This is a genomic window from Pseudomonas knackmussii B13, assembly GCF_000689415.1.
GTDB classification, from domain to species: Bacteria; Pseudomonadota; Gammaproteobacteria; order Pseudomonadales; family Pseudomonadaceae; genus Pseudomonas; species Pseudomonas knackmussii.
Genome location: NZ_HG322950.1, coordinates 3801301 through 3823872, shown reverse-complemented (window position 1 = coordinate 3823872; position 22572 = coordinate 3801301). Strand labels below are relative to the sequence as shown.

At 62.4% G+C, this 22572-nt stretch carries 21 protein-coding genes, 2 tRNA genes and 3 pseudogenes; 10 read left to right on the top strand and 16 right to left on the bottom strand.

From position 1 onward, the window contains the following. Positions 1-71: 71 nt before the first annotated feature. Both PKB_RS17995 and PKB_RS17990 read left to right on the top strand, forming a co-directional pair. Positions 72-263, top strand: a complete 192-nt coding sequence (locus PKB_RS17995; RefSeq protein WP_156958044.1) for a hypothetical protein — start codon at positions 72-74, stop codon at positions 261-263. An 82-nt stretch (positions 264-345) separates the two neighbouring features. After that, complete coding sequence (locus PKB_RS17990) at positions 346-999, top strand: thiopurine S-methyltransferase (RefSeq protein ID WP_043253372.1); 654 nt, start codon at positions 346-348, stop codon at positions 997-999. A 54-nt stretch (positions 1000-1053) separates the two neighbouring features. Here PKB_RS17990 and htpX read toward each other — a convergent pair. The 3 genes and pseudogenes from htpX to PKB_RS17975 form a co-directional block, all read right to left on the bottom strand. After that, positions 1054-1838 (bottom strand): annotated as a pseudogene (gene htpX, locus PKB_RS17985) (protease HtpX). Positions 1839-1984: 146 nt separating this feature from the next. Beyond that, a complete protein-coding gene (locus PKB_RS17980; protein WP_043253371.1) occupies positions 1985-2431 on the bottom strand; it encodes a hypothetical protein in 447 nt (148 codons plus the stop codon). 30 nt (positions 2432-2461) lie between these two features. Continuing rightward, positions 2462-3673, bottom strand: coding sequence for a pyridoxal phosphate-dependent aminotransferase (locus tag PKB_RS17975; protein WP_043253370.1), 1212 nt, complete (start codon positions 3671-3673; stop codon positions 2462-2464). A gap of 303 nt (positions 3674-3976) precedes the next feature. On the opposite strand from PKB_RS17975, the gene msrB reads away from it, so the two are divergent. From msrB to PKB_RS17960, 3 genes are all read left to right on the top strand, one after another. Continuing rightward, complete coding sequence (msrB, locus tag PKB_RS17970; protein WP_043253369.1) at positions 3977-4372, top strand: peptide-methionine (R)-S-oxide reductase MsrB; 396 nt, start codon at positions 3977-3979, stop codon at positions 4370-4372. Positions 4373-4490: 118 nt separating this feature from the next. Next, entirely contained in the window at positions 4491-4976 is a 486-nt protein-coding gene (locus tag PKB_RS17965) for a glutathione peroxidase (RefSeq protein WP_043253368.1), read from the top strand. Next, entirely contained in the window at positions 4973-5440 is a 468-nt protein-coding gene (locus PKB_RS17960; protein ID WP_043253367.1) for a MarR family winged helix-turn-helix transcriptional regulator, read from the top strand. The genes PKB_RS17965 and PKB_RS17960 overlap by 4 nt, the downstream gene beginning before the upstream one ends. A gap of 31 nt (positions 5441-5471) precedes the next feature. On the opposite strand, the gene PKB_RS17955 is transcribed toward PKB_RS17960, so the two are convergent. After that, on the bottom strand, positions 5472-7796 hold the full coding sequence (locus PKB_RS17955) for a hybrid sensor histidine kinase/response regulator (RefSeq protein ID WP_043253366.1): 2325 nt from the start codon (positions 7794-7796) through the stop codon (positions 5472-5474). Between the two features lie 135 nt (positions 7797-7931). Here PKB_RS17955 and PKB_RS17950 point away from each other — a divergent pair, with 135 nt between their 5' ends. Both PKB_RS17950 and PKB_RS17945 read left to right on the top strand, forming a co-directional pair. Next, positions 7932-8825: an ATP-binding protein gene (locus PKB_RS17950; protein WP_043253365.1), complete on the top strand. Its 894-nt coding sequence runs from the start codon at positions 7932-7934 to the stop codon at positions 8823-8825. Beyond that, positions 8822-9304 (top strand): GAF domain-containing protein, encoded by a 483-nt coding sequence (locus tag PKB_RS17945; RefSeq protein WP_043253364.1) that lies wholly within the window; start codon positions 8822-8824, stop codon positions 9302-9304. The genes PKB_RS17950 and PKB_RS17945 overlap by 4 nt, the downstream gene beginning before the upstream one ends. 107 nt (positions 9305-9411) lie before the next feature. On the opposite strand, the pseudogene PKB_RS29645 reads toward PKB_RS17945, so the two are convergent. The 4 genes and pseudogenes from PKB_RS29645 to PKB_RS17935 form a co-directional block, all read right to left on the bottom strand. Beyond that, positions 9412-9594 (bottom strand): annotated as a pseudogene (locus PKB_RS29645) (transposase); the annotation flags it as partial. Next, positions 9558-9755 (bottom strand): hypothetical protein, encoded by a 198-nt coding sequence (locus PKB_RS29640; RefSeq protein ID WP_156958043.1) that lies wholly within the window; start codon positions 9753-9755, stop codon positions 9558-9560. The pseudogene PKB_RS29645 and the gene PKB_RS29640, both read right to left, overlap by 37 nt. A 97-nt stretch (positions 9756-9852) precedes the next feature. Further along, a complete protein-coding gene (locus PKB_RS17940; protein ID WP_043253363.1) occupies positions 9853-10530 on the bottom strand; it encodes a glutathione S-transferase family protein in 678 nt (225 codons plus the stop codon). A gap of 40 nt (positions 10531-10570) precedes the next feature. Beyond that, positions 10571-11344 carry a hypothetical protein gene (locus PKB_RS17935; RefSeq protein ID WP_043253362.1) on the bottom strand — a complete coding sequence of 258 codons (774 nt, stop codon included), beginning with the start codon at positions 11342-11344 and terminating at the stop codon, positions 10571-10573. Between the two features lie 217 nt (positions 11345-11561). Here PKB_RS17935 and PKB_RS17930 point away from each other — a divergent pair. The 3 genes from PKB_RS17930 (at position 11562) to PKB_RS17920 (ending at position 13873) form a co-directional block, all read left to right on the top strand. Beyond that, a tRNA-Glu gene (locus PKB_RS17930) sits at positions 11562-11637 on the top strand. A gap of 2 nt (positions 11638-11639) precedes the next feature. Further along, positions 11640-11715 (top strand) — tRNA-Gly (locus PKB_RS17925). Positions 11716-11941: 226 nt separating this feature from the next. Beyond that, entirely contained in the window at positions 11942-13873 is a 1932-nt protein-coding gene (locus PKB_RS17920) for a tyrosine-type recombinase/integrase (RefSeq protein ID WP_011489372.1), read from the top strand. A 207-nt stretch (positions 13874-14080) separates the two neighbouring features. Here PKB_RS17920 and PKB_RS17915 read toward each other — a convergent pair whose 3' ends face one another. From PKB_RS17915 to PKB_RS17880, 8 genes and pseudogenes are all read right to left on the bottom strand, one after another. Beyond that, positions 14081-14341 carry a YciI family protein gene (locus PKB_RS17915; RefSeq protein ID WP_339325519.1) on the bottom strand — a complete coding sequence of 87 codons (261 nt, stop codon included), beginning with the start codon at positions 14339-14341 and terminating at the stop codon, positions 14081-14083. Positions 14342-14485: 144 nt separating this feature from the next. Beyond that, complete coding sequence (locus PKB_RS17910; RefSeq protein ID WP_011489370.1) at positions 14486-15871, bottom strand: MFS transporter; 1386 nt, start codon at positions 15869-15871, stop codon at positions 14486-14488. Between the two features lie 204 nt (positions 15872-16075). After that, a pseudogene (locus PKB_RS17905) lies at positions 16076-17052 on the bottom strand (PDR/VanB family oxidoreductase). A gap of 97 nt (positions 17053-17149) precedes the next feature. Further along, positions 17150-17629 carry an anthranilate 1,2-dioxygenase small subunit AndAd gene (gene andAd, locus PKB_RS17900; protein WP_011489368.1) on the bottom strand — a complete coding sequence of 160 codons (480 nt, stop codon included), beginning with the start codon at positions 17627-17629 and terminating at the stop codon, positions 17150-17152. A 2-nt stretch (positions 17630-17631) separates the two neighbouring features. Further along, positions 17632-18894 (bottom strand): anthranilate 1,2-dioxygenase large subunit AndAc, encoded by a 1263-nt coding sequence (gene andAc, locus PKB_RS17895; protein ID WP_011489367.1) that lies wholly within the window; start codon positions 18892-18894, stop codon positions 17632-17634. 795 nt (positions 18895-19689) lie between these two features. Continuing rightward, positions 19690-20673: an AraC family transcriptional regulator gene (locus PKB_RS17890; RefSeq protein ID WP_011489358.1), complete on the bottom strand. Its 984-nt coding sequence runs from the start codon at positions 20671-20673 to the stop codon at positions 19690-19692. Between the two features lie 115 nt (positions 20674-20788). Then, complete coding sequence (locus PKB_RS17885) at positions 20789-21847, bottom strand: maleylacetate reductase (protein ID WP_011489357.1); 1059 nt, start codon at positions 21845-21847, stop codon at positions 20789-20791. Continuing rightward, positions 21844-22554, bottom strand: a complete 711-nt coding sequence (locus PKB_RS17880) for a dienelactone hydrolase family protein (RefSeq protein WP_011489356.1) — start codon at positions 22552-22554, stop codon at positions 21844-21846. Before PKB_RS17880 ends, PKB_RS17885 begins: the two co-directional genes overlap by 4 nt. Positions 22555-22572 lie beyond the last annotated feature (18 nt).

The following is a 22572-nucleotide window of genomic DNA, read 5'->3' as shown; positions in this document are numbered from 1 at the left end:
AAGGAAGTCCGGGCCAGGGAAAGTCGGCCGCCGCGCGAATGCCGTTTCATTCCGTACCCGAGGTTCCGTTCATGTCGCACCCCGTTCAAGAAATCGTCCTGCGCGAAGGGGATCGCCTGCTGCTGGCCGACGGCACCGAGCTGCGGGTACGGCGCATCGTCAACGGGCGGGTGAGCTGGGAGATCCAGGAAGTCGAAGCTCCGCGCGCGCGTCGCGCCTGGTTGCCGTGGCCAATGCGCTCGCCGCTGTTGCGGGGCCACTAGTTCGGCGCCCATTCCTGGGCGATGATGCCTGCCTTCGCGGCGACGACCCTGTCGCTTGCTGTGTTACAGGAAACGCATCGCCATGCAGCACGACTTCTGGCAGGCGCGCTGGTCGCGCAACGAAATCGGCTTCCATCTTCCGGAGGTCAATCCCTATCTGATTCGCCACTGGCCGTCCCTGAATCTGCAAGCGGGGACGCGCGTGATGGTGCCGCTATGCGGCAAGTCGCTGGATATGCTCTGGTTGGCGCGACAGGGTTATCCGGTACTCGGTGTCGAACTTGCAGAACGAGCCGTGCTGGACTTTTTCGCCGAGCTGGGCTGCGAGCCCCGTGTAGAGCAAAAGGGTGCCTTGCGCAGCTACAGCCATGGCGACATCGAAATTCTCCAGGGCGATTTCTTCGATCTGCAGCCGGGCGACGTACAGGCTTGCCATGCGCTCTACGACCGCGCGGCGCTTATCGCTTTGCCGCCCGACATGCGCCCCGACTATGCGCGGCATCTGTCCGCGATCCTGCCGCACGAGCTGAGCGGTCTGCTGATCACCCTCGAATATCCGCAGGAGCAGATGGCAGGTCCGCCGTTCGCTGTGCTGGCAGATGAGGTGCGCGAGCGTTTCCTGGGCTGGCAGCTGCAAGAGCTGGAGCGCGTCGATGCCTTGGCGCAAAACGCCAAGTTCGCTGCGCGCGGCGTGCAGCGCCTGGACGAGGTGGTGTTCCGTCTGCAGCGGGAGTAGGGGTGGAGAAATGAAAAGGGCGACCCGTGGGTCGCCCTTTTTTTGCCGTTGCGATTAGCGCGCGTTACGCAGCGCTTCGATGCGCTCTTCCAGCGGCGGGTGGCTCATCAGCAGGCCGGCCAGGCCATGCTTCGGACCACTGCTGATGCCGAACGCGGTCAGGCTGTCGGGCATCTGCACCGGCACGCCGGATTCGGCGCGCAGGCGCTGCAGCGCGGCGATCATCGCGTTGGTCCCCGCCAGGTGTGCGCCGGCAGCGTCAGCGCGGAACTCGCGGCGGCGCGAGAACCACATGACGATGATGCTGGCGAGAATGCCCAGCACCAGCTCGGCGAAGATGGTCGCGACGAAGTAGCCGATGCCCGGGCCTTCCTCGTTCTTCAGCAGGACCTTGTCGACGAAGTTGCCGAAGATCCGCGCGAAGAACATCACGAAGGTGTTCACCACGCCCTGGATCAGCGCCAGGGTGACCATGTCGCCGTTGGCGACGTGGCCGATCTCGTGGGCCAGCACGGCTTTCACTTCTTCGGGCGAGAAGCGCTCCAGCAGGCCCTGGCTGACGGCGACCAGGGCATCGTTGCGGTTCCAGCCGGTGGCGAAGGCGTTGGCTTCGTAAGCCGGGAAGATGCCCACTTCGGGCATCTTGATGCCGGCTTCGCGAGACAGCTCTTCGACGGTCTGCAGCAGCCACTGTTCGTGGCGGGGGGGCGGGTGGGTGGTGATTTCTGTGCCGGGTCATTCTGGCCGGTGAAACGGTCCACGCCGAGCAGCTTCAGGGTGATGCTGGCGATCACCAGAACTGCCAGGTTGGTGGCCAGGAACAACAGGATGCGCATCATGGGTAAGACTTCTCCTCGCGGCTTGGACGCACGGCACGCAGGGGCGTACCGTCGTGTTCCGGGCGCAGGCGCTGCGGAACGGGGCTGAATTATGCGCGGTATATACGGTCGGCCCCCAGGGGATTCAATGCGGGGACTATTTCAAACTATGTCTCTTGGCCGGCCGACCCGCTCTCGAAGAGTAGCCGTGCCAGGCGCGCCACGCGCTCGCCGTGTCGCTCGGCCAAAGCGGCGCGCAACTGCTGGGCGAGGCTGGCCTGTTGGCGTCGCACGCTGGGCGGCAGCTGCGGGTCGTCGTGCAGCGCGTGGGGCACGGTGCGGCTCAGGCGCAGGAAGCCTTTTTCGCTGAGTACCGCCTGGTCCAGAGCCTCGTGGCGGACGGTGCTTTCGAAGCGCAGGTAGCCTTCGTCGGCCAGCCACAGCAGGGCGCCCAGGCAGGCCTGGTGGCGGTTGCTCGGCAGGCCGAATTCGTCGGGCTCCTCGCGGCCGATCAGGTCCTCGACGTAGAGCCCGATCTTGCGCGGGAACGCCTGGTAGAGCGCGAGCATCCCGGCGGCAACGTCCTTGTAGAAATCGTCGATCTGCAAATCCATGGTGCTGGTGTCCGCCGCCGGGTCAGGCCATTACTGGCGATAGGTCTTGAGGAAGCTGCCGATGCGGCCGATGGCCTGTTCCAGGTCGTCGACGCGGGGCAGGGTGACCACGCGGAAATGGTCCGGCCACGGCCAGTTGAAGGCGGTGCCCTGGACGATCAGCAGCTTTTCCGAGAGCAGCAGGTCGAGGACGAACTTTTCGTCGTTGTGGATCGGGCAAACCTTCGGGTCAATGCGCGGGAAGGCATAGAGCGCACCCATCGGCTTGACGCAGCTGATCCCGGGGATGTCGTTGAGCAGTTCCCAGGCGCGGTTGCGTTGCTCCAGCAGGCGGCCGCCGGGCAGGACCAGGTCGTTGATGCTCTGGTAGCCGCCGAGCGCGGTCTGGATGGCGTGCTGGCTCGGCACGTTGGCGCACAGGCGCATGTTGGCCAGGATATCCAGGCCCTCGATGTAGCTCTGTGCCTTGTGCTTGGGCCCGGAGATGGCGATCCAGCCGGAGCGGAAGCCGGCCACGCGGTAGGACTTGGACAGGCCGTTGAAGGTCAGGCAGAGCACGTCCGGCGCCAGCGAGGCGGTGGAGATGTGCACGGCTTCGTCGTAGAGGATCTTGTCGTAGATCTCGTCGGAGAAGATCACCAGGTTGTGCTGGCGAGCCAGTTCGACGATGTCGAGCAGGACTTCTTTCGAGTACACCGCGCCGGTCGGGTTGTTCGGGTTGATCAGCACCAGCGCCTTGGTGTTGCTGGTGATCTTGGCCTTCATGTCGGCGATGTCGGGGAACCAGCCGGACTGCTCGTCGCACAGGTAGTGCACCGGCTTGCCGCCGGACAGCGCCACCGAGGCGGTCCACAGCGGATAGTCGGGTGCCGGGATGAGCACTTCGTCACCGTTGTTCAGCAGCGCCTGCAGGGCCATGACGATCAGCTCGGACACGCCATTGCCCAGGTAGATGTCCTCGATGCCGACACCTTCCACCTGCTTCTGCTGGTAGTACTGCATCACCGCCTTGCGCGCGCTGAACAGGCCCTTGGAGTCGCTGTAGCCCTGGGCAGTCGGCAGGTTGCGGATGACGTCCTGGAGGATTTCGTCGGGGGCCTCGAAACCGAACGGCGCCGGGTTGCCGATGTTCAGCTTGAGGATGCGATGGCCTTCCTCTTCCAGGCGTTTGGCGTGCTTGAGCACCGGCCCGCGGATGTCGTAGCAGACGTTGGCGAGCTTGTTCGATTTGCTGACCTGCATGATGTGGCGTTCCCGAGGTAAAGGTTCCCGCGCGCAGCGCTTGCCTTGGCAGGCTGTAACGCGGGTGACAGACTGGCGTCTACTGGCGGCTGCGGAAGATCGCGCATTCTGGCGGTGAAACTGAAAAATCGCCTGGAAAACGGAGATATGAACGAAAAAATGCCTTTTAAAAGGCATTTTTATCGCGAGGAGCTCCTTGCGCGGCAGATTCTGCATCCACCGAAGACGTCACGCATCATACGTGCGGCCCGATTCCCGGAAAAGGGACTGGTCGGGCTTTTTTCAAGCTTGCGAGGTACAGCGATGGAAAAGATCGAGAAGCCCCTGGACAGCTGGCGCGAGGAACTCGATGAGCAGCAGTTCCACATCTGCCGCCTGGGCGGCACCGAGCGTGCCTTCACCGGCGAGTACTACGCCACCAAGACGCCGGGGATCTACCACTGCGTGTGCTGTGGCGCGGCGCTCTTCGACTCGGATGCCAAGTACGATTCCGGCAGCGGTTGGCCGAGCTATTTCCAACCGGTGTCGAAAGAGGCCATCACCGAGTACGAGGACTTCAGCCACGGCATGCATCGCATTGAAGTGCGCTGTGGCGCCTGCGAGTCGCATCTGGGGCATGTGTTTCCCGATGGGCCGCGACCGACCGGGCTGCGCTACTGCATCAATTCGGCCTCGCTGAAGTTGGTGCCGCGCGCCTGACAGGCGCTGCCGAAAAGCCCGTCGATCAGCGACGGGCTTTTTTTTGCGCAAATTAAGTTGCACACAATTCAATTGCTCTCTATTTTTATCCCACCTTTTCTTTCCAGGAGTCACTCCCATGAGCGATGCACTGCTGAACATCCCCTGCACGACCATCAAGGGCGAGCAGAAAACCCTCGCCGATTTCGGTGGCAAGGCCCTGCTGGTGGTGAACACGGCCAGCAAGTGCGGCTTCACCCCGCAGTACAAGGGCCTGGAGGAGCTGTGGGAGAAATACCGCGACAAGGGGCTGGTGGTTCTGGGTTTCCCCTGCAACCAGTTCGGCAAGCAGGAGCCGGGCAATGAAGGCGAGATCTCGCAGTTCTGCGAGCTGAACTTCGGTGTCAGCTTCCCGCTGTTCAAGAAAATCGACGTGAACGGCGCCGACGCCCACCCGCTCTACGTGCAGTTGAAGAAGCGCGCGCCGGGCATGTTCGGCAGTTCGGGCATCAAGTGGAACTTCACCAAGTTCCTCATCAGCAGCGATGGCGGCAAGGTCAAGCGCTTTGCGCCGATCACCAAGCCCGAAGAGCTCACCGCCGAGATCGAAGCGCTGCTGCGATGAGCGACAAGGGTAGGGAACATGCGCTGCTGCTGGACACCCAGCTGTGCTTCCGCCTATACGCCGCCTCGCGGGCGATCATTCGCGGCTACCGGCCGATGCTCGAGGCGCTGGGCCTGACCTACCCGCAGTACCTGGTGATGCTGGTGCTCTGGGAGTGGCAGGCCAAGCCGCCGGAGCAGCCGTCGGTGAAGGCGTTGGGCGAGCGGCTGATGCTCGATTCCGGCACCCTGACACCGCTGCTCAAGCGCCTGGAGCAGCTTGGTCTGGTGCAGCGGCGTCGCGCTCGTGCGGATGAGCGCGAAGTGCACCTTAGCTTGACCGAAGCCGGCGAGGCCATGCGTGAAAAGGTGCTTCCGCTGCGCGACGAACTGGTCTGCGACAGCGGCCTGGACCCACAGGCGATGGACGAGCTGCACCAGCGCCTGGGTGATCTGCTCCAGCAGCTGATCGAGCTCGAAGGCTAGGGCTGCGCTCGAGTCGTTGGGCGCCGGTGCGCTATATCCCCATGCGAGGCCGGCCCCAGCGCTCCAGCATCGCGGCCATCTCGTCGCGGTGGAAAGGCTTGGCCAGGTAGTCGTCCATACCCGCCGCGCGGCAGCGCTCGCGTTCGTCGGGCAGGGCGTTGGCGGTCAGGGCAATGATCGGCATGCCTTGCCAGCGCGGGTTCTCGCGGATGCGCCGGGTCGCCTCGTAGCCGTTCATCAACGGCATGTTGCAGTCCATCAGCACCATCTCGACGTCATCCTGCTCGAGCGCGCTCAGCGCCTCCTCGCCATTGGCGGCCACCCGAACCTGGCAGCCGAGTTTCTGCAGCAAGCCCTTGGCGACCAGCTGGTTGACCGGGTTGTCTTCCACCAGCAGTACGCGAGTCGAACAACCGCTGCCGTGGAGCCGGCGTGGGGTGCCCGGCGTGGGCTGTGGCTGCGGGCTGAGCGCCTGCTGCAATGCCTGATGCAGGGCGGCACGGCCGAGTGGGCGGGCGAGCTGGCGCAGTGGCGCCATGCGCTGCACCAGGTCGGTGTCGAGGAAGCTGCCGTAGGCGGTGACCAGCAGCACCGGGCAGTTGCGCAGCGCCTGGCGCAGACCCAGCAGGCAGTCCGGGCAGTCGGAGACGAGCACGTCCAGCTCGACGCCGGCCAGACTGGCGTCGATGTCGAGGCGGCGATATTCCAGGCCCCACCGTGGCAGCCAGGTCTGCAGCATCTCGGCCAGTCCGCTGCGCGCGCTGCATTGCACGATCAGTCGGCCCTGCAGAGGGGGAAGGGATTGCGCTGGCGTCAGTGCCTTCAACGGCAAGACCGCGCTGAACTCGCTGCCCATTCCCGGTTGCGAGCTGACCAATAGTTCGCCTTCCATCGCTTCGCAAAGCTTGCGCGTCAGCGCAAGGCCCAGGCCAGTACCGCCGAACTGGCGGGTGATGCCGGCGTCGGCTTGGGTGAAGGGCTGGAAGATCCGCGGCAGGGCGTCGGCGGCGATGCCTATGCCGGTGTCGCGGACGAGGATACGCACGCCACTCTCCGTGGGTTCGACGCATACGTCGACACGGCCCAGGCGGGTGAACTTGAGCGCGTTCGACAGCAGGTTGCTCACCACCTGGCGCACGCGCGTGGGGTCGCCTTCCAGTTGCGCCGGCAGTTCGGGGCTGATCAGGCAGGTGAGTTCCACCGCAGGAGCTGCATTCTGCGACAGCAGGTTGGCGGTGTCCTCGACCAGGGTGGCGAGGTCGAACGGGATCTTCTCCAGTTCCAGCTGGCCGGATTCGAACTTGGACAGGTCGAGCACGTCGTTGAGCAGCTCCACCAGTACCTTGCCCGAGTCATGGGCGATCGACAGCTGCTGGCGCTGTTCGTGGCTCAGCGGGCCGTCGAGGGCCAGGCCGAGCATGCCCAGCAGGCCGTTGAGCGGGGTGCGGATCTCGTGGCTCATGCTGGCCAGGAAGTTGGCGCGCGCCTGGGCCATGTTCAGGGCGGTCTGGCGTGCGCGGTCCAGTTCCTGGTTCGACAGGGTCAGGCGGGCGTTGGCCGCTTTCAGTTCAGCGGTGCGTGCCGCGACTATGTTCTCCAGTTCGGCCAGGTACTGGGTGAGGCGGTCTTCGGCCTCGCGGCGCTGCTCCATCTCCACCGCAATGTGGCTGAGCTGGCGGTTGGTGACCTCGACCAGCACGCCAATCTCGTCGCGCTCGTGGCCGCTGGGGCAGGGCAGGCGCAGGCGCTTGGGCGAGCGCGGGTCGTGGCGGCTGAGGACGTCGATCAGGCTCACCAGCGGTTTGGTCAGCAAGGCGTAGAACAGCACCAGAAGGATCAGCGACAGCAGCAAGCTGCGGACGAAGCCGGAGAGTAGCGTCATGCCCGCGCGGCGCAGGAAGTCGTTGCCGAAGACGAAGGTGTCGATTTCCAGCCGCAGGACGCCGAGCGATTCGCTGGGGGAGTGCTCGATGTTCAGCGGTTCCTCGAAGGCGCGCATTTGCCCGAAGAGGAAGTCGCTCAGTCCGCGCAAGCGGCTTTCCGCCGGCGGGCGGCTGGCGCTGGCCAGGGCCACGTTGGCGCTGTCGATGATTTCTGCGCGGATGACCGCCGGTGAGCGCAGCAGGCCGACTACCAGTTCCTGGGCGAGCTCGGCGTCGATGTTGTAGGCAATGCGGGCCGCAGGGTTGTGGCTGACATCGAGCAGGGCTCGCACTTCGCGGTTGATAGAGGCGTCCTGGCTGGCATAATCGACGCCCACCTGGATCAGGCTGAGCAGGGTGCCGAGAAGAAACGCCACCAGCACCGTCAGGCTGGCCTGCTTGAACGAGAGGCGATGGGTTAGCGCGATATCCATGAGCGGCGGTACTTCGCCTCGAGTGTGCTGAGCTGGCGCCTAGCATAGCCCAACCCCATCGCTTGTCGGCAGGGGCGCATGGCGCTGTCGCTGGCCTGTTCGTGATCCTGTTGCCGCATATCAATGGAGACTGTCGTGGATTCCCGTCTGAATGATTTCCTGGCTCGCGCCGAAGGGGTGCTGGCCCGCCTGGAGCCGCTGCTACCGGCAGTGCGCGAGTCGATCGACTGGCAGCAATGCCTGGCCGCGCGCTGGCACCACGACGGCCGCAGCGGCTACCTGCAGGGGCTGAACGTCAATCTCGACCTGCGCCTTGACGACCTGCTCGGGGTCGACAAGCAGCGCGACCAGCTGGCACGCAACCCCCGCCAGTTCGTCGCCGGCAAGCCCGCCAACCACGCGCTGCTGTGGGGCGCCCGCGGCACCGGCAAATCCTCGCTGGTGCGCGCGCTGCTGGCCGAGCTGGCCGGCGCCGGGCTGCGCCTGATCGAGATCGAGCGCGATCACCTGGCCGATCTGCCGCGCGTGGTCGAACAGCTGGCCGGGTGCCCGCAGCGTTTCGTGCTGTTCTGCGACGACCTCTCGTTCGATGCCGGCGAAGGCGACTATCGCGTGCTCAAGAGCGTGCTCGACGGCTCGCTGGAGCAAGCGCCGGACAACGTGCTGCTATACGCCACCTCGAACCGCCGCCACCTGGTGTCGGAGAAGCAGAGCGACAACGACAACTGGCAGATGGTCGACGGCGAGCTGCATCCGAACGAGGCGGTGGAGGACAAGATTGCCCTGTCCGACCGCTTCGGCCTCTGGCTCTCCTTCTATCCCTTCACCCAGGAGCATTTCCTCAGCGTGGTGCAGCACTGGGTCGAGTCGCTGGCCGGCAAGTCCGGGCTGAAGTTCGTCTGGGACGAAGCGCTGGAGAAGGAAGCCGTACGCTGGGCCCTGGGGCGCGGCAACCGCAATGGCCGTTGTGCCTATCAGTTCGCCCGTTACTGGGTGGGCAAGCAATTGCTGGAAGGAGAGCAGGCATGATCGATCTGCAACAGACTGGCGCCGGCCTGGCCGGCTACGAAATGCTCGCTGCCCAGGTGGAGTCGCTGTTCGCCGACGAGCGCGACTTCATCGCCAACGCCGCGCAGTTCTCGGCCTTCCTGTTCCACGAGCTGGGCGACCTCAACTGGGCCGGCTTCTACCTCAATCGCAACGAAGAGCTGGTGCTTGGCCCGTTCCAGGGCAAGGTGGCCTGCGTGCGCATTCCCTTCAGCAAGGGCGTTTGCGGTGCCGCCGCGCGTACTCGCGAGACCCTGCGGGTCGAAGACGTGCACGCGTTCCCCGGACACATCGCTTGCGACAGCGCTTCGAACAGCGAGCTGGTGGTGCCGTTGCTCAAGGACGGTCGGCTGATCGGTGTGCTCGATCTGGACAGCCCGAGCGTCGGTCGCTTCAGCGCTGAGGACCAAGTCGGAATCGAGCGTCTGACGGCGATCTTCCTGCGCTTGACCGACTGCTGATTCGCCCTCCAAGAAAAAGCCCCGCATCTCAGACTGTGTGAAAACACGCTGTGAGCAAGGCTAAGCAAGCGCCCCGACTGGTTCGGGGCGTTTGCTTTTCTGAGGGCTCAGCCCATCAACTCGATCAGGCGACGCGCACCGAGTACCTGAATCGCACGCTTGAGGTTGTAGGCCTGCACGGCCAGGGCCATCTCTGTCCTGGCTCCCACTAGCTGTCGGAGCAGGAAGCGGCCGTTGCCGAATATCCACTGTTTCAAGTTGCCGAAAGGGTGCTCGACGATGGATCGGCGCCAGGCTCAGGTGCTTGCGCCGTGAAGCCCAGCCGCTGCAAATCCAGCCGGGCCACGTAGGCCTCGATCACGCGGACCAGATGTTCTTCGGGAGCCCACTCATCCAGCGACACTGGAAACAAGCTGCCCTGATCACGCCCTTCACCGCGGATATTGCCCATGAACGACAATGCCCGTATCGATCGATACGGGCATTGTCTTTGGCTTGTGCTCAGACAGCTAGGTTTTCACACAGTCTGCGAGGCGGGGCTTTTTCGTTCAGGCCGGGGTTTGCGCGATTCTGGCGCGGATTTTCTCGATGATCTTGCGCTCGCCATCGAGGATGGGTTGCAGGGCAGGGCGCTGCAGCACGCGTTCCAGGTGCGCTGCCAGACGCGGCCAGCGCTGGCTGTCGAGGCTCTCTCCGCCGTGGCGCATGTTCACCAGTTGGCAGGCGATGGCGATGTCGGCCAGGCTGAATTGGTTGTCGACGAAGTAGTCGGCATCGCCCAGGGTGCGTTCCAGATAGTCGAAGTGCCCCGGCAGCTTCTCCTGCATAGCGCCTTTTACTGCCGCCTCGTCACACAGCTTGCCCAGCAGGGGCTTGAGCAGGCGGTTGCGGAACACGGTGAAGGTGGCCAGTGGTGCTACTTCATAGTCGGCGTACTTTTCCAGCCAGCTGACCCGTGCGCGGGACAGGGCGCCATTGCCGCACAGGGCAGCGAGCTCGGGGTTGCGCTCTTCCAGGTAATGGCAGATGACGCTGGAGTCGGCGAGGGTCATGTCGCCATCGCGCAGCGCCGGGATGCGCCGCAGCGGGTTCAGCTCGGCGTACCAGTCCGGCTGGTTGAACGGATCGACGTTCTCCAGCTGGTGGTCCAGGCCTTTCTCGGCAAGGAACACGCGGACCTTGCGGACGAAGGGTGAAAGGGGAGCGCCATAAAGGATCAGGCTCATGCTGTCTCCTGGTTGCAGGGGCTGGCTGGCGAAGCGACTGTCAGTCGTCGTAGAGGTTCTTCTTGCGCCAGATATCGTCTTCGTCGAGGGCTTTCAGGCCGTCGGTCAGCTCGTTGGGCTCCTGTTCCACCGGTGCGCTGCTTTCCAGGACCAGGGCGTTGGCGCGGTTGAGCTGCTGCTCCATCTGTTGCAGTTGCGCCTGATAGCGGCCGAGCTCCGGTTGCTTCTGCAGGTATTGCACGCCGCGCTCGAAGGCCAGCCGCGCCTGGCGTGGCTGCCCTTGTTGCAGGGCCTGCTGGCCGAGGTTGCCGAAGAACTCGATGTGCAGCAGGGTCAGCAGGTGACGGATTTCCTTGACCCAGCGCTGGGCGTCGTTGCGCGGCAGCTGGCCTTCCTGGGCGAAACGGGTGATCTGTGCGTGCAGCGCTTCGAAGAGGAAGCGCACGTCCTTGGCCTTGGCTTCGGTCAGGATGATCTGCGGCGCATTGCGTACCTGGATGGCTTCACCCTGGCCGACCAGGCGGCGCAGTTCGGTGACGCGCTCGCCGATCTGGGCATTGGACTTGTCCAGTGCGAGCAGGCGCTCGCCGAGACTGAGCTCGAAGCGCGAAAGGAGAAGTTTGAGGGCGGGGGAGATGAATTGACCGGGCAGGGTCTCGGAGATTTCCGAGCAGCGTCTGTAGCGATCGAGCAAATCCGCTTTCTGCCGGGCCTTCTCCAGTTTGCGGCTCTCCATCTGTTGATTGATGAAGACGATGGCCACCAGGAGGGCGATGCCGACGACAACCAATGCGGTAATGACGAGTGGCGACACCTGTGGATCTCCCTTAAGGGTTTTCTTCGAGTGTAATGGCTTGCCGCCAGCGCTCATAGCAGGGGATCACAAAATGCCCTGAAGTCTTTGATTTAAAAAATATTTTCCATAAGGGTTGACGCCCCCTGAAAGCATCCATAGAATGCGCGCCACTTCGACGCGAAAGCCGCAAGGCAGAGCGAAGAAGCCGGAAAAGCTGTTGTAAGTTCCGGGCCGCGTCCCCTTCGTCTAGTGGCCTAGGACACCGCCCTTTCACGGCGGTAACAGGGGTTCGAGTCCCCTAGGGGACGCCATTGCGGGAATAGCTCAGTTGGTAGAGCACGACCTTGCCAAGGTCGGGGTCGCGAGTTCGAGTCTCGTTTCCCGCTCCAAGTTATGATCTACAGACTTCTACTGACGTCTGTAAGTCGTTGAAAAGAGGGGCTTCGGCCCCTTTTTTCATTCCAGCGAGCGCCACGGAAATCCACCCACAGCCAGCCTTTTTTAGGCGCCAATCTAGGCACAGGAATACGGGTGAGGCGGCTTCCGGATAGTTGCTGGGGCTGAGCGGGAACCATGACGAGCATAGGGCCTAAGTCATTACTTAGGAGCCTCGAAATGGCACTCTCTGATCTGATCGTCCGGCAGGCCAAGACCACCGGCAAACGCTACACCCTCTACGACAACGACTGCCTGAGCCTGATGGTCTCTGCCGCAGGCGGCAAGTCTTGGATGTTCCGCTACTCCTGGCTGGGCAAGCAAAAGCGCATGGCCCTGGGCGGCTATCCTGCCCTCAGCCTGCGCGAGGCCCGCGCCGAGCGGGACAAGGCCCAGGCCCTGATCGCCAGGGGGATCGATCCCCAAATCGAACGCGATCAGCGTCGGCACGCGGCCAAGCTGGCCGGCGAATACACCTTCAAGAACGTCTTCGATGCCTGGGTCGAGCATCGCCGCAAGGAACTCAAGGAAGGCCGCCAGAGTACGCTTTCGCAGATCCTGCGCATCTTCAACAAGGACGTGCTGCCCACCCTAGGGAAGATGTCCATCTATGACATTCGCCGGCCCCAGCTCCTGGGCGTCCTGGCGGCGATCGAGAAGCGCAAGGCGTTCACCACGGCCGAGAAGGTCCGCACCTGGTTCAACCAGATGTTCCGCTATGCCTTGGTCATCGCCGAGGGGCTGGAAGTCAACCCGGCTGCGGACCTGGACGTGGTGGCCGAGCCCAAGCCCCCGGTGGCCCACAACCCCTATCTGCACCTGCCCGAACTGCCCGAGTTCCTTCAGAAGCTGCGACGCTACAACCCCCGGGGCTGGCAGACCCAGCTTGGCGTGCGGCTACTGTTCCTGACGGGGGTGCGCACGGGCGAGCTGCGGTTGGCCGAACCCGAGCAGTTCGACCTCGACCGGGGCTTTTGGATCATCCCGCCGGAGGTCGTCAAGCAACTCCAGGACGAAATGCGCAAGGCCGGCAAGCGGCCGCAGGACGTGCCGCCCTACATCGTGCCCCTGTCCCTGCAGGCCATCGAGATCGTGCGCTATCTCCTGGGCGTGATGCGGCCGGCGCAGAAGTACCTGCTGTCGCACCGCAGCGAACTCAAGAAACGCATCAGCGAGAACACCCTCAACAAGGCCGTGCAGCTCATGGGCTACGAGGGGCGCCTGACCGGGCACGGCATCCGCGGCACCATCTCGACGGCACTCAACGAGATCGGCTACCCGAAGATTTGGGTGGACGCGCAGCTTTCGCACTCCGACCCCAACAAGGTGAGTTCGGCCTACAACCACGCCAAGTACGTGGAGCCGCGTCGCCGCATGATGCAGGACTGGGCCGATCGCCTGGACCTGCTCGAACAGGGCGAAGTGCAAGCTGCGAGCGCGCACCTGACCATCCGTATCGACGGGGTGCCAGCGATGGCGGAAGTGGAGGAAGCGGTGGACGTGGCCCCGACGGTCGCCGAGCCCGGTGTCTCCGGCTCACCGCCCGTGGCGGCCACGCCCATCGTCGTGACCCCCAACAGCGGCGGAATCACGTTCCAGCGCCTGTCGCAGGTGCCGCCGCCTCCGGCGCATGCTCCTGAGTCGGAGGTCTCTGCCATCCAGCGCGAGCGTGAGGAAATGCTGGCCATGTACGAGTCGCCGAACAATCTGCCGGTCGCGCTGTTCGGGAAGCTGGCTGGGAAGTCCAAAGACCAGATCAACCGCGAGCTGAAGGCAGGCAAGCTACTGTCCATCAGCTTGGGCAACCGGGGGCAGCGCGTTCCCGACTGGCAACTGGTGCCGCTCAAGCGCCGGCTGGCCCAAGCGCTCATGAACCAATGCCCGCATGTAGATTCTTGGGCGCTGTATCGTCTGTTGACCAAGCCCCATTCCAACCTCGGAAACCGTGCAGCCATCGATGTCGTCACACCGACCAACGTGGGCAAAGTATTGCAAGCCGTCACGCCCTATAAGGAGTTCGAGCGCTCCAGTACAGACGAGACACCCCAGTTCTCCGAGTTCGTTCGCCAGTTGCAACGCCACGTGAATGCGCTCGAAGAAGCGCCGTGCTGACGAGCCAGGACTTCGACGCCAACGGGTGCCGCAACGCGTGTTTACCTAGACGCTAGGAGTGCGTTAAATCCCGTCGTGGGCGGCTATTGCAACGAACTGATCAACCAGACGGCCAAGACCGACTGCAATTCCTCCCGGTAAGGTTTTTCGCCTCCGCGTCCGGATGTCCGTTCCTTGAGCGGCGGGTAGGAGGCCTGTACCCAGGATTTATGAGGTTCCCCGCCCCAAGGTCCATTCCCATGTGCGAACCGACAGCTCGGCAAACAGACCTGCCTGTACGTAGGGGTCGTGGGCCACGAAGGCGTGCACGTCGTCGATATGCGCCGCCTGCACAACGAGAAGCGTGCCATCCATGGCGCCTTGCGTGTCCAGCAACGGCCCCCCATGGACAACATTGATCGCGTGGCCCGGATGCTCGCGCAGCCAAATGCGATGCGACGGCCGTACCCGCGCACGCACTTCAGACATGCCAGGATGATCGGTTGCAATGACGATGAAGAAAGAAGCAATACTAGGCGGCCTTCCGGCGATGCTGGCTGATTGGCATTCATGGCGAGTTCTTTCGGAGCTGTGGTGGGGCATGTTCTATGAAGAGTCGTTAGATCACAGCGATCAAGAGTCGCGGCCCAATACCACGCCTGCAGCAGGCCGCCCTGTCGCCCACGATTCCTTGGCCGCCTCCTTTTCATTCGATGCCGACTTCGCATGGTCAATGCAGAAGATCAAGATCGCCGCCAGCAAGCCTGGAATGCCGATGGCAACGAAGTTGAGCCCCAGAGGCAATTCGGCGCCCACAAGCGCACCAATCACGATCGGCGCCACAATGGCTCCCACACGCCCGACACCAAGGAACCATCCCAGCCCGGTTGCACGAATCGTGTTCGGGTAGAACTGGCCCACGTAGGCGCAGCCTACGATCTGCGTACCGATGGTCGTTCCGCCTGCAAGACCGATCAGCACATAACGCAGGCTAGTGCTGACCTCCTGCCCCAGCATGGCCAACGAGCCTGCCGCAATCAGATACATGCTTGCGAGCACGTACTTGATGTGGAGCCGATCCGCTAGCCAGCCGCCAGCGATCGCGCCCAAAATTCCTCCCAGGTTCATCACGATCACGAAAGTCAAGGCTGAGCCGATGCTGTAGCCCGCCGAAGCCATCAGCTTGGTCAACCAGGAGCTCAGCGCGTACACCATGAACAGGCACATCACGCATGACAGCCAAAACAGTACGGTGCTCGGCGTGCGACCGTCCTGGAAGAGCTGCCTGACCGGCGCGGTTGCACCGGCTTGCTCGGCGCCGATGCCGACAAAGGTGTCATCCTGATGGGGTGTGTACGTGGGATCAATTTTCGCGGCGAGCTGTTGCAACGCGCGCGCGTCCTTCCTCCGAATGAGGAACGGCACCGACTCAGGCATGCTGCGGAGGATGAACGGGATCAACACGATCGGCGCGGCGGCCAAGAGAAAGACCGACTGCCAGCCATGGACCTCAATCAGCGATTTTCCAAGCACTGCCGCCAGCACCCCACCAACACAATATCCGCTGAACATCAGCGCGACCAACATGGCTCGCATGCGCTTTGGCGAGTACTCCGTCATCTGCGCGATCACATTGGGCATCACTCCACCGATGCCCAGGCCTGCCACGAAGCGGGCCAGCGCAAAGGTCTTGGGGTCGTTGGTCAGGCCGGCCGCGGCCGTGAACGCGCTGAACAAAAACACGCAGATCGCAATGGCTTTGGGGCGGCCGATGCGCTCACCCAACGTGCCGAAGAGCAGATTTCCGAACAACATGCCAAAGAGCGCCGAACTCACCATTAAACCGGCATGCGCCGGCTCGATCGACATCGCCTGCATGATGCTCGGTAGCGCAATTCCGGCGACGGCAAGGTCGTAGCCGTCCATGACGATAATCAATGCACACCACAGCAATATGCTGAGATGGAATCGGTTGAATTTCGCGTCCGCGGTGAGGGAGGCAAGGTTGATCGTACGCATCCGATTCTCCGGTTAAGAATTTACGTGGGCTCATGAGGACCTTTTCGACCCCATCCTCTTCGTTGTTGCAGTCCCTGCTTTTGGGGGTGCACTGAACGCAGACGCGCGATATCGGATCGAGGCTCCGTTTTCGATCCACCAGGACACTCTGGATCAAAGGCAATCGCCTGGCAGTGGCCACGTGCTACGCGATTGCTCCTGAACTCAGATATCGAGCACCAGACGAGCGGACTTCGACCTGGAACAGCACGGTAGGAACTGGTCGTTCTGGGCCTGCTCCTCCGGGGTGAGGTACATATCACGGTGATCGGGTTCGCCACCCAGTACACGCGTGAGGCAAGTACCGCAGACGCCTTGTTCGCACGAGGCGGGCAGTTCGATCCCGTGTGCGGCCAAAGCCATTAGCACCGTCTCATCGGCGGCTACAGGGATGACCTCGCCGGTGCTCGCCACCTGGACCTCAAAGCTGCCATCGTTCTCTGATTGCGGAGGCTCGGCTTTGAAGAACTCGTAGTGCAACTGAGACTCGGGCCAGCCCGAGGCCCGCGCCGCTGCGAGGACCGCATCCATAAAGCCGGATGGCCCGCAGGTGTACAGATGCATCCCAGGCTGAGGGCAGGACAGCAGAGCAGGCAGATCCAGCTTTTGCTCGGGCGTGCCATCATCGTAGTGGTGGTGCACCTGCGCCGCGTAAGGCGCTGCCGCGAGCGCGCCGCGGAAGGCCGTCGCTTCGGCAGAGCGAGTGCAGTAATGCAAAGAAAACGGCCGGCGGGCAGTCGCCAGTGATTGCGCCATGCAAAGCAATGGCGTGATTCCGATTCCTCCTGCAAGCAGGAGACTGCTCTGGGCTGATGCACTCAACTCGAAGAGGTTTCTTGGCGTGCCGACAACGAGCTCGCTGCCTGCATGCACAAGGTCGTGCATCGCCACCGATCCCCCTCGTCCTGCGGCTCCTTGAGAACGGCGATCTGGTAGGTTTCTGCAGCGGTGTCGCATAGCGAATATTGGCGCGTCAGGCCGCCCGGCAGTTGCACATCGATGTGTGCCCCCGCGGTGAACGTGGGAAGAGGCTGGCCGTCCACACTGGCCAACTCAATCAGGACAATGTCCTTTGTTAGAGCCTCTTTGCGCACGACACGAACACGCAATGAAGCAGGATCGGGAAGGAAGGCAGTATTCATCGTTCTCACAAAATAGTCATTGCCTCACCGTTTGAGTGGCGGCCTGCATTGAGAGGTTGCATACGGAAATCGGCATTCTCAACATCGCCGCCAAGTCTCAGATCGGAGTGGCCAGCAGAGTCTGTACGCGCAAGGTGTCGTACATCACACGCTTGGCGCGATAACGCCAAACGCCGTTCGCCTTGACTACTTCGTCTTGGTAGGCCCCCGCCTGATAGATAGAGGACTCGCCAGTCAGGCCGGTGATGACCACGACATAACTTGACGTCGTTTGCACGGTGTCCTGTGCCACGTTCGTCAGAACCAGGCCCGAAACCAGGTGCCGGTAGGTGTGGCTTTCGTAGATGTTGGCATTGCGCAGCGAGGTCACCCGGTCGCGTAGCATCTTCTGATTGCGACAGTAGATGACCGGCGCCGGCAGCCCTGCATCCACGTTCTCCTTTGGAATGATTTCGTATCGACAGTCCTCTGTGAAAAATTGCGGCCACGCCTCAAGGTTTCCGCTGTCGAGCGCGCTCACGTACTGGTGCTGCAAGATTGCGATTTCGGTCCAGAGTTGTGCGTTGTTCGTATCCATGCTCAGTACCCCATCAATGCCTGGTAGCTGGTCCAGAAGCGTCGGATCATGTATTCCGTGATCGAAGAGTCCGTCTCCTCTGGAACGTCCTGGGCCATAGCGATGTACGAATGGCTGTCCGGATCCATGCGCGTGGCGCGCTGCACCAGTTCTGTGGCCTCCGTGTCCTCCATCGAGATGTAGCCTGCGGGACCGACGAGGTTGGCCTGGAGGAGGCGCAGTTCGCGCAACTCCGGGGTATCGTCCTCGTAGCCGAAGAAATGAAAGATCAGCTCGAAGTTGTTCGGACCCTTGGGGAGCAACTGGCGCGCCGCCAGCGTGTTGTGGATCTGCTGGATCACCAATTGGGGGAAGATGGCCTGGATGTTGTTGGTGGTGATTTCTTCGTACTCTTGGATCTGCCCGAGCAGGGTTGGGTCTTCCAGCACGAGCTTGTTGTTCATCGTGCGCACCTTCTGGGCCTCGTAGGCCGCAGCGGTATTGGTATCGACTTCAGGCTTGGTCGAGGTCAAGAGGCTGTGCAGGCCGCCCACATCCGCCATCTGGCGCACCTTCATCCCCACGCGGTAGATGTTGAAGGTTGTGTGAAACAGATGCAGAAGGCTCGCGTGGTAGCCATCCTTGACGTTTTCCAGGTACAGCTTCCAGTTGGATTTGGAATACTGCCGCGTGCAGCCGAGATAGACCACCGGCTTGTGAAAGATGCGGTCAATCCAGGGGCGCATCATCGGACCGATGTAGTCCTCCAGCGACGGCGTGTCTTGGCGAAAGGTGCCGAACACCAGCCCACGGTAGCTGGCGACGCGCACCTGCTGCAGACCATGCTCTTCGGTCTTGAAGTCGGCCGGCATGCCGGCCATTCCATTCTGGCCCCGGCGGAACGGGACGCCCAGCAGATCGCCCTTTGCCGAATAGCCCCACTGGTGATACACGCACGCATGGGAGCGGGCGTTGCCACGCAGCTCGCGGCAGACCTGCGCGCCGCGGTGCGCGCATCGATTGACCCAGCATGACAACCCATCGGGCGTGCGCGTCACGACTACCGGCGTGTCGCCGATGAAAGTGCTCTTGAAGTCGTACACGTTCGGGATCTCCGCCTCCAAGCCGAGGAAGGACCAGGTCGCACCGCGAAAGATTCGCTCCTGCTCGCGGTCATACACTTCCTGCGAACTAAAGACCCGAAAAGGCACTTCGGAACCATTGGGCTGTAAAAAAGACACTGTGCGCTCGGCATGCGCAGACGGCTTGGCGACCATTTCGGACATGGCTTAGTCTCCTTTTTCAACATTGCGTTGAATGGAGTCTAGGAACGCCTGCTCATCTCAGCTATCCGCTGCGCGAATATGTATATGAATCAGAATCCGGATTGCGAAAATCCAAGGGATATCCCCAGAGTCCGAAACTGGTGAAAATAGAAAGACCCCAGGCGACATGCCATGCGGCCGGCCTTAGCGCGTGCGCGTACTTTCTTAATTGTTGAATTGATCGGCTGGGCGATTCCGTACCTTGGAGCGGCGCCAAGAAGGCCGTATCAGACGGATGTCAGCGATGAAGAGTGGAGCTTTGCTGCGCCGTACCTTGCTTGCCTTCATGGCCGAGGACGCTCCGCACCGCGATCCATTGCCTTAACGAACTGAGGGCTTGGCACTCCGGGGCGTCCACACACGCTCTCAGGCTGGTACTGCTACGGTGCTGTCTTGGCTGCCTCCGCCGCCTGCGTAAGCATGGGGCATAGACCAAGGGCAGGATCAGGATCACCACGTCTGCGGCACCGAGATAAGCGATGAAGCGATGGATGGGGGAATCCGGTTCGCTAACACCAGGCAAGACGCCACAGCCCATCCGTCAGGCAACATTGACTCCAGTTGCCGTTACGCGGGTCAGCAAGGATTTGAGCCGGTCTGGAAGGACGGTGCCAAGGCCTCGAACGGTTCGGCCCCGCAACAGCGGCAGCCCATCCTGCAGATCCTGCAGCGCGCAAACCAGTCGTGCTCGCGAGAGACATACCGGCCGTCGCCACGCCGTAGCGCTCGGCATGCACTGACGCTGCGATATCGCAGTCAGGAGAGAGCGCAACACCGGCGCTGCGCCGTCTGGTGCGGTGACTCTCCGAAGCGTTGCCGGTAGTAGGCGGCGAATCGGCCGAGGTGGCCGAATCCGTAGAACAGGGCTGTCTCGGTGATGTTGGCACTCGGGTGCTCGGATAGCCACGCATGGACAGCATCCAGGCGCATGTCTCGTAGCAACTCCATGGGGCTCATCTGCCGGTGACGTTGACAGGTCTGCTGCAGGACCCGGGCGCTGACGCCGGCCGCACCTGATAGGTCTGCCAGTCCGATAGGCGCCCCAAGGCGCTCACGCATATAGTCTTCCATGGCCTGAAGCCGGGCGATGGGGTCGCGCGCAACGAAGTTCCGATCGCTCGACTCGCGCGGCAAACTACAGGAACTGGCCGCGCGCAGCAGCGAAGCCAAGCCCTGCTCGATATGCTCCACCCACGCGGCGGGCTCTCCCGCGCAGGTCGGTGCGGACGACGCGCCCAGCAACACCTGGACCAGCAGCAGCCACTGCGTATCCAGCCCTGCTGGCAAAGTCGCAAGTGGTGCCATCGGTGCGATACCACCCGCCTCGATCATGTCGCGCGGAATTTTCAGGATGAGTTGCTCACACCCCGCCTCCCAGCGCATGCGCCAATTTCGCCGTGGGGCCATCCAGCCGGTGCGCCCTTGGGGCAATACCATATGCTGGCCGTCAACGCTCAATTCTGCGGCGCCTCTGATCGAATGATGCACCACGATGAACTCCTCGCTCGGTCTTGGTGCAATTTCGACCTCTGCACCATAGCGAAAGGAGAACAGGGTTAGGCGCCGCGCGCGTGCCTTGTACAAAGCCGCATCGACGTTGCCCGAACGCCATGTCAGGCTATGGTCGGCCAACTCTCGCGCTGCCGCGTCATGCATGCGCACGGCCTGATGGGACTGGAATACACGTTGTCGGTAAAGGGCGTCGAAATTCCTCGGAGGAGAGTAGGACAGATGCGCCATCGCAACCTCGTGGTGGTGGTGGTGTTGTTGTGTTCACTCCGCCCGGCTGTGCGGCTGGAGTGGCCAACGCCTGGGGCGTCAACTTGTATCAAAAGAAAATTCCATGCCAACCTCCTCAAGCGGAAGGCGGGCGTCCGTGGTACGCATCGCGCAGCAATGCAAGCAATGCGTCTCGATCCAGTTCCCGCGGATTGGGATAGCGGTCCTGCAATGCCAGGTCGCCAACATGCTCAATATCCTCCTCGCGCATTCCGAGATCGCGCAAGGCCACGGGTGCGCCATTGTCGCGAGCCAATTCGTACAAGGCCGTGGGTGGATCGTCATGCCCCAGGGCAATGCGCAGCACACGCATTGCGTCTGGCACCGCGCGCGCGTTATAGGCCAGCGCGTGGGGCAGCACGACCGTATGGGTCTGGGCATGAGGGAGATCGAGCGTTCCTCCCAGCGTGTGGCACAGCTTGTGGTGCAATGCCATACTGACGTTGCCAAGCACGCTCGCGCAGAGCCAAGCGCCATAAAGCGCGTCGCCGCGAGCCTGAAGATCTCTTGGTGATTGATACATTCTGGAAATCGCGCGTACCGTCGCTGCGATTCCTTCCTGGGCCATGATGGTAAGCAGCGGCGTGGCATCTGGCGCATACAGGCCTTCAACTGCATGGGCTATTGCATTGATCGCGCTGGTCACGCTGATGCTAAGGGGTAGCTCTAGGGTCAGCCGGGGCTCGTAGATAACTGCACGGGGCATGACACGCGCGTCGCGGCCGGTTTTCTTGACGCCACCCTCTGTGATACCGAAGATGGACGTCATCTCGCTACCTGCATATGTCGTGGGCACAGCGACGATGGGCAACTCTGTACGGAGCGCCACGATCTTAGCGAGTCCGATAGTAGATCCCCCACCAATCGCAATGACGCCATTAGCCTCACTCGTGCGCGCAATCTTGCAGGCCTCCTCAGCCACCAAAGCGGGTACATGCATGGTCGCACCATCGTAGAAGGCTGCCACGTGGCCGATGACCGGCTCGGCTACTTGCCGTCCCAGGGGCGCCTGCTCAGGCGTGGTCAACACGAGCGCCCGGTCAATGCCGAGACGTTCCAGTTCCTGCGGCAATCGGGCGAGGCTGTCGGGTCCAAAAATCACCCGCGGGGAACGATAGTCGTGAATGAAATTCATGGCTTCTTGCTCTGCAAGGGCGCCAGGAAATCCAGTGTACGTTCGTTGGCCAACGCCGCGGCACTCGCCACATAGCCCGAACTGCTCGTCCTGGCGAACGAGTGTCCGGCCTCTTCGTACCAGTGCACTTGCAGCAATGGATTGGCACCGAAGCCTTCAGTAATCAGCTGGCGGCTTGGCGCGGGCACGAAGTGGTCTTGGCCGCCCATGTGAAACAACGCCGGATGCTTGACTTCCGGGACCTTGTTGAGCTGCTTCTCCAGTCCAACACCGTAGTAGCCTACGGCGCGATCCACGTATCCTTTGGCGGCCACTAGAAAGGCAAGCGCACCGCCCAGGCAATACCCCACCAATCCCACCTTGCCGTTGCTGTAGGGTTGGTGTCGCGCATAGCGGATAGCAGCCTCCAGATCGCCCACGCCGGCCTCCATGTCGAAGGCCTGCCAGAGCTTGTAGGCTTGCTCTCTCTGCGCCTCATCCTGCGGATCGAGTGCTGTACCTGGCGCCTGGCGCGCGTACAGATCAGGGCAAACTGCCGCATACCCCTGGTCGACCAGCCATGACACCGTTTCTCGCATGAACGCGTTCACACCAAATATTTCTTGAGCGATCACAATCACGGGAGCGGGCGCTTTGGCCGGCGAGCCCACGAGCGCGCCGAATGTATGCCCGTCATACGATTGAATCGATATCCCTTCAGTCAACATCTTCATCTCTCCGATTAC

Bases quoted from the DNA above. Each gene is read 5' to 3' on its own strand.
- PKB_RS17995 (WP_156958044.1), top strand. From the start codon at position 72: ATGTCGCACCCCGTTCAAGAAATCGTCCTGCGCGAAGGGGATCGCCTG.
- PKB_RS17990 (WP_043253372.1), top strand. From the start codon at position 346: ATGCAGCACGACTTCTGGCAGGCGCGCTGGTCGCGCAACGAAATCGGC.
- PKB_RS17980 (WP_043253371.1), bottom strand. From the start codon at position 2,431: ATGGATTTGCAGATCGACGATTTCTACAAGGACGTTGCCGCCGGGATG.
- PKB_RS17975 (WP_043253370.1), bottom strand. From the start codon at position 3,673: ATGCAGGTCAGCAAATCGAACAAGCTCGCCAACGTCTGCTACGACATC.
- msrB (WP_043253369.1), top strand. From the start codon at position 3,977: ATGGAAAAGATCGAGAAGCCCCTGGACAGCTGGCGCGAGGAACTCGAT.
- PKB_RS17965 (WP_043253368.1), top strand. From the start codon at position 4,491: ATGAGCGATGCACTGCTGAACATCCCCTGCACGACCATCAAGGGCGAG.
- PKB_RS17960 (WP_043253367.1), top strand. From the start codon at position 4,973: ATGAGCGACAAGGGTAGGGAACATGCGCTGCTGCTGGACACCCAGCTG.
- PKB_RS17955 (WP_043253366.1), bottom strand. From the start codon at position 7,796: ATGGATATCGCGCTAACCCATCGCCTCTCGTTCAAGCAGGCCAGCCTG.
- PKB_RS17945 (WP_043253364.1), top strand. From the start codon at position 8,822: ATGATCGATCTGCAACAGACTGGCGCCGGCCTGGCCGGCTACGAAATG.
- PKB_RS29640 (WP_156958043.1), bottom strand. From the start codon at position 9,755: ATGGGCAATATCCGCGGTGAAGGGCGTGATCAGGGCAGCTTGTTTCCA.
- PKB_RS17940 (WP_043253363.1), bottom strand. From the start codon at position 10,530: ATGAGCCTGATCCTTTATGGCGCTCCCCTTTCACCCTTCGTCCGCAAG.
- PKB_RS17920 (WP_011489372.1), top strand. From the start codon at position 11,942: ATGGCACTCTCTGATCTGATCGTCCGGCAGGCCAAGACCACCGGCAAA.
- PKB_RS17915 (WP_339325519.1), bottom strand. From the start codon at position 14,341: ATGTCTGAAGTGCGTGCGCGGGTACGGCCGTCGCATCGCATTTGGCTG.
- PKB_RS17910 (WP_011489370.1), bottom strand. From the start codon at position 15,871: ATGCGTACGATCAACCTTGCCTCCCTCACCGCGGACGCGAAATTCAAC.
- andAd (WP_011489368.1), bottom strand. From the start codon at position 17,629: ATGGATACGAACAACGCACAACTCTGGACCGAAATCGCAATCTTGCAG.
- andAc (WP_011489367.1), bottom strand. From the start codon at position 18,894: ATGTCCGAAATGGTCGCCAAGCCGTCTGCGCATGCCGAGCGCACAGTG.
- PKB_RS17890 (WP_011489358.1), bottom strand. From the start codon at position 20,673: ATGGCGCATCTGTCCTACTCTCCTCCGAGGAATTTCGACGCCCTTTAC.
- PKB_RS17885 (WP_011489357.1), bottom strand. From the start codon at position 21,847: ATGAATTTCATTCACGACTATCGTTCCCCGCGGGTGATTTTTGGACCC.
- PKB_RS17880 (WP_011489356.1), bottom strand. From the start codon at position 22,554: ATGTTGACTGAAGGGATATCGATTCAATCGTATGACGGGCATACATTC.